The sequence below is a fragment of the Planctomycetia bacterium genome (genome assembly GCA_034440135.1).
In the GTDB taxonomy this organism is placed as follows: domain Bacteria; phylum Planctomycetota; class Planctomycetia; order Pirellulales; family JALHLM01; genus JALHLM01.
Genome location: JAWXBP010000044.1, coordinates 1 through 2,808, shown reverse-complemented (window position 1 = coordinate 2,808; position 2,808 = coordinate 1). Strand labels below are relative to the sequence as shown.

Below are 2,808 nucleotides of genomic sequence, written 5' to 3'. Positions count from 1 at the left end.
AGCGCCTCGTAGAGCGCGCGATAACGCGGAATCGCGCTCGGCGGCGCCTCCTCCGGCATTCCCGCGCACCAAGAGCGGCGCAACGCCGCCTGCGCCGCCCCCGTCACCAGATCCTGCGGGTCGAGGTCCGAATTGCAGACGATGCGAACCGGCCCGGCCACCTTCGCAATAGCTTCCCCGGCTACCTCGAACAGGCTGGAACGGAAATACCCCGCGATGCGGTCGTAGGAGACCGCATCTTCAAGTCGCTGGTTCAGCACCGCCTTGTCAAGGCGAATGCGGCGGCTGGAATGACGAGTAAGCATCGGCGATAGTTTGACCGATGACTATCGGCCGGTGCGCTTGTCGTCGGGCTGCATTGGCAGGCGGTAGTACATCCAGCGTGATTTGTGACGCAGTGCGCCACAAATTGAAAAAGCCTGGAAAGACGGTGACAGGTAGCAAGGAATCGAGACGTCAATCATTCGCGTGTCTCGGCACGGCCTCGACAAGCCTACCGATCCCTTCCATGAGGACCTGGAAACTACGCGAGCGATTGTGTTCCCGAGTCAGATGCCTGGCCATGCGCCGCGCGCCCGACATTTTTTGAAACTCCGGCACCATTGCCTTGAGTTCGACGGAAGGTTTGGCGACCGCGTCAGGATCGCGAAAACGCGCCTTTGCACCAAGCCCTGCCAACCGCTCGCTATCGAAAGCCGACGCCAAGGCGGTTGGTTCGCCGAGATACCAGGCTTCAAGCTCTTGACAGGCGATTCGCACCAGCGTGTCCTCGCGATCGCCTTCGCGACAAAGGTGCACCAGCTTGCGTTTGAGTTCAATGCAATCGTCCCTGTCGTTGTCACGGATCACGACGAAGCGCACACCCGGCTCGCGCCAGGCTTTCAGCTTCTTCGGGATGCTGCGCTCAAGGTCTTGCTTGCCCTCATGTGGAATACACAAGAAGGCAAGGGTCGGAAAGAGTCGCGGCAGCAGTGCATCGAGCAGCACCTTCATCGAGCGTTCCTCGACCAGAAATATGACACGCGTCATTCGACCGCCTGTACACAATAGACGGCTGGCGCAGCGTTCGCATCACTTTTTGTTGGCCGGCACGGCGCGTTCATGTCGGCCCGGCCCCTTCGAAAAGCCCTTGCTTCCATAGTGTCCCCGGCAGGTCTCCTGCGGCCACGAGATTGCGCAACGTCTCATTCTCCGACGCACGCAGCACGCTGGTGAAGCCACCGCGCTTTACCAGCCAAAAGACCTCGTCAAGCTCGGCGCCGTTGAGGAACTCCGGCGAATGGGTCGAAACAAACACCTGGCCGCCGCGGCGGGCGTAGTCGCGAAACTCCTCGACGAGTTCATACAGCAGTTCGGGATAAAGCTGATTTTCAGGCTCCTCCACCGCCAGCAGCGGATGCGGCTTGGGATCGTGCAGCAAGACCAAATAGGCAAACATCTTGATCGTGCCGTCCGAGACGTAGCGCGCGATGAATGGGTCCTTGAAGCTGCCATCCTGAAAACGCAGGACCAACCGGCCGTCCTCGGTGGGCTTCGCCTCCACACGACTGATCCCGGGCACTCGCTCGCTCATGATCTGCAGGACGCGGTCGAACTGCTCACGATGGTTCTCATACAAGTACTGCGCTACCTGCGCGATATTGTCGCCACGGTTCGAGAGGTGCTCGGCATACCCGGCCTCCGCGCTTGGCCTGGCGTCGCTAATGTGAAAGTCCGAGATGTGCCAGTTCTCGATCAAGCTGCGAAACTCCGCCACGACGCGAAATTCCTTGAACTGCCCCAGCCCTTTGATCGCGAGCACGCTGGGATCGTCCAGCACATGCTCCTTGCGCTCCGCCTCGACACCTTCCTGACCGTAGGCGGCCTCGTTGGTGATGGCGACCCCGCGCCCACGCGAAAAATCGACGAAGTGCCACGGCTGCCCGAATTGGCCACGGCGGAATTTGAGCACCTCCCGGTGCACCACCGGGCGGCCGCCGTCTTCCGCGATCTCAAGCTGATAAGTGGCCAGGCGCCCACCGCTTTCGCGAAATTTAACTGTGATGGCGATCGGTCCGGTTTCCCCGCGACTGACGAGCTCGCGGAATCCGCCTCTACGCGCCACTGCGGTCGCCACGTTCTGCGTCAGCGCTTCCTTGAGGAAACTGAAAACGTCGAATAGCGTCGTCTTGCCCGAGCCATTGGCCCCCACCACAACCGTCATCCGAGGCAAGTTGGTGAGCTTGGCGTCGCGGAATAGCCGGTAGTTCGCGATTTCCAGCGCTTCGATCTGCATTGTTCAATTCCTGATTTCAATGGGAGGGTAGTAATGCTCGACGAGCGACAGTTCGCGCCATGGGCTATCGAGGCCACGGGGAACAAGCGTATCGCAGGCGATACCCGGCGCCCGTTCGATGACGGCCTGAGTGTCGCTCTTCTCGTTCTTCGCCCGCACGGCGAAGACTTTTACGATGGCTTCGCCGGCCACCTCGAACAGGCTGGAACGGAAATAGCCGGCGATGCGGCCGCAGGAAACGGCACAATCGAGGCGCCGGTTCAGCACCGTCTGGTCGAGTCGGGGTCGGCGGCTGGAATGGCGAGTGAGCATCGGCGATGGTCAGGCAGAGGATTATCGAGCCACGCGAAAGAGTCACTTTACGGTCTTGCGCGCAATGCGTTTCTTGGGTGCGGGCGCCGATGTCTTGCGCTGCGCGGCAGACCCTTGCAGCAGTTGTTGTTGCCGGAAGCCCTCCAACTCGCGTTTCAACTCCTCCCGCAGTTCGAGCTCGCTTGGAAGTATCAGTTTGTATTTCGAAGCGAAGAGCTTTT

At 60.5% G+C, this 2,808-nt stretch carries 4 protein-coding genes; all 4 read right to left on the bottom strand.

The window, feature by feature from the left end; genetic code table 11:
* The coding region (locus SGJ19_02340; GenBank protein ID MDZ4779075.1) for a helicase SNF2 at positions 1-305 on the bottom strand (305 nt) is incomplete at its 3' end.
* Between the two features lie 151 nt (positions 306-456).
* A complete protein-coding gene (locus SGJ19_02335) occupies positions 457-1,029 on the bottom strand; it encodes a DUF4276 family protein (protein MDZ4779074.1) in 573 nt (190 codons plus the stop codon).
* Positions 1,030-1,099: 70 nt separating this feature from the next.
* Positions 1,100-2,275: an AAA family ATPase gene (locus tag SGJ19_02330; protein ID MDZ4779073.1), complete on the bottom strand. Its 1,176-nt coding sequence runs from the start codon at positions 2,273-2,275 to the stop codon at positions 1,100-1,102.
* A 3-nt stretch (positions 2,276-2,278) separates the two neighbouring features.
* Positions 2,279-2,587, bottom strand: a complete 309-nt coding sequence (locus SGJ19_02325; GenBank protein MDZ4779072.1) for a hypothetical protein — start codon at positions 2,585-2,587, stop codon at positions 2,279-2,281.
* Positions 2,588-2,808: the final 221 nt, after the last annotated feature.